General features: G+C 75.9%; 1 protein-coding gene and 1 tRNA gene. Both read right to left on the bottom strand.

What is annotated here, in order from left to right; translation table 11 throughout:
• Positions 1-74: transfer RNA gene (locus tag ABZ318_RS39455), tRNA-Met, on the bottom strand.
• A 54-nt stretch (positions 75-128) separates the two neighbouring features.
• Positions 129-2,096 (bottom strand): tetratricopeptide repeat protein, encoded by a 1,968-nt coding sequence (locus ABZ318_RS39450; RefSeq protein ID WP_356907229.1) that lies wholly within the window; start codon positions 2,094-2,096, stop codon positions 129-131.
• Positions 2,097-2,355: the final 259 nt, after the last annotated feature.

Below are 2,355 nucleotides of genomic sequence, written 5' to 3'. Positions count from 1 at the left end.
TAGCGGGGACAGGATTTGAACCTGCGACCTCTGGGTTATGAGCCCAGCGAGCTACCGAGCTGCTCCACCCCGCGTCGGTAAACACGACTGTACGGGACCCCCGTCACCAGCGCAAATCCGTTAACGCCTCAGGCGGTGAGCTCCTGGTGCAGCGCCTCGCTCAGCCGGGCCGCCCGCTCCGCGACCTCCGCCGGGCCCAGCTCCACCGCGCGGTCGCACCAGCGGCGCCCCTCGGTGAGCTCGCCCCGGCGCGCCGCGAGCAGCGCGAGCCGGAGCGCGGCGCGGCCGTGGCCGGCCCGGGCCGCCCGGGTCCACCAGAGGGCGGCCTCCCGCTCGCTGCCCTCGCGGGCGAGGAGCAGCCCCAGGTTGAAGGCGCCGTTGCGGCTGCCCGCCTCGGCGGCCTCGCGGTACCAGCGGTCGGCCTCGGCCAGGTCGCCACGCCCGGCGGCGAGCATCCCGACCCGCACCTGGGCGCGCCGGTGGCCCTGCTGGGCGGCCCGCTCGTACCACTCCTCGCACTCGGACTTCTCCTCGCGGGGCGCGCCGAGCACGGCGGGGCCGGGCTCGGGGCGACGCGCGTCGAGCACCGAGGCGAGCCGGAAGGCGGCCTCGGCGCTGCCGCCGCCGGCCGCGCACCGCAGGTGCCGCTCGGCGGTCTGCTCGTCGCCGTCCCGCAGGGCGGCGATGCCGACCTGGAGGGCGGCCTCGGTGTGCCCGGCGGCCGCGGCCCGCTCGTACCAGACCAGCGCCGTGCGGTCGTCGCCCCGGCCGGCATGGAGGATGCCCAGGTTGAAGGCGGCGTCCACGCTGCCGGCCTCGGCGGCCTTGGAGAACCAGGGCTCGGCGCCGCCCGCGTCGCCGGCCTGGAGGAGCAGGACGGCGAGCGCGTTGGCGGCCTCGCGGTGACCCGCGTAGGCGGCGCGCCGGTACCACTGCTCGGCCTGCGGGATGCGGTCCTGGGCGGCGCAGAGCAGCCCGAGGTTGTAGGCGCCGTTCACGTCGCCGGCGTCCATGGCGGCCCGGTACCAGCGCTCGGCGGTCTGCTGCTCGCCCCGGGCGGCGTGCAGGGCGCCCAGCGCGTTGGCGGCGTTGCCGTCGCCGTCCTGGGCGGCCCGCAGCCACCACACGGCGGCGCTCTCCTCGTCGCCCGCGTCGCGGAGCAGGAAGCCGAGGGCGCAGGCGGCCTTCGCCTCGCCCTCCTTGGCGGAGCTGAGGTACCAGCGGCCGGCCTCCTTGAGCTCGCCGCGGTGCTCCAGGATGGCGCCCAGGTGGAGCGCGGCCCGCCGGTGGCCGCGCGCGGCGGCCTGGCGGAACCACTGCTCGGCCTCGGCGGCCTCTTCCGCGCCCTCGACGGCCGGCTGCCCGGGAACGGCGGCCGCGGTACCGGTCGCGGCCGCGCCGGAGGGCGCGACCGCCCCGGCGCCCGGGGTGCGGAGCCGGGTGCCGGTCTCGTGCGGCCCGCGGACGGTCTCGGTGGCCCGGCGCTCCAGGGCGAGGGCGAGGCGGTAGGCGGCCTCGCGGTGGCCCTGTTCGGCGGCGGCGCGCAGCCAGCGCTCGGCACCGACGTCGCTGCGGTGCTCCAGGAGGTCGGCGAGGGCGTACGCGCCGAGGGCGTGGCCCTGCTCGGCGGCCTGGCGGAGCCAGTACTCGGCGGCCGGCTCGTCGCCGCGCTCGCGGTGGTGGCGGCCGAGGGCGTGGGCGGCGGGGGCCGAGCCGGCGACGGCGGCGACCCGCCACCAGCCGGCCGCCTCGTCGGGGTATCCGCGCTGGTGGAGCAGGACGCCCAGGTTGTTGGCGGCGGCCCGGTCCCCTTCGGCGGTGGCCCTCCGCAGGTACGGCTCGGCGCCGTCGAGGTCGCCGCGGCGCAGCAGCAGTGCGCCGAGCGCGCTCATCGAGGCGAGGTCACCGCACTCGGCGGCCCGCCGGTGCCTGGCCTCGGTCTCGGTCTCGTTCTCGGCCTCGGTCTCGGTGGTGGTGTCGACGACCGCACCGGCGGCCCCCACTGCCTCGATGATCTCGTCTGCGGCGTTTCTGGCGTGCCGCTGCACAAACCGCCCTGTCTCCAACAGAGTTGCCCTGTCCCCCATAAATACCATCGTCGCACCACCCGCAACCCGAGCACACCTGGTATACCGCAGCCAGTGAGGTCACTCAGCGTTTTGTCGACATGCCCACAGAGAGACAAGTCAAACACGACTCACGCCAACTCGCCCCTTCCCTACCGCTCTTCGACACCCCCCGGCACGCCGACACACGACAAGGGCCCGGATCCTTATGGATCCGGGCCCTTGTCCTCTGAGTAGCGGGGACAGGATTTGAACCTGCGACCTCTGGGTTATGAGCCCAGCGAGCTAC

Source organism: Streptomyces sp. NPDC006197 (assembly GCF_040613865.1).
GTDB lineage: Bacteria > Actinomycetota > Actinomycetes > Streptomycetales > Streptomycetaceae > Streptomyces.
The sequence above is the reverse complement of the archived record's forward strand: the minus strand, read 5'-3'. Positions and strand labels throughout refer to the sequence as shown.

Coding starts and splice junctions, on each gene's coding strand:
- ABZ318_RS39450 (WP_356907229.1), bottom strand. CDS start 2,096: ATGGTATTTATGGGGGACAGGGCAACTCTGTTGGAGACAGGGCGGTTT.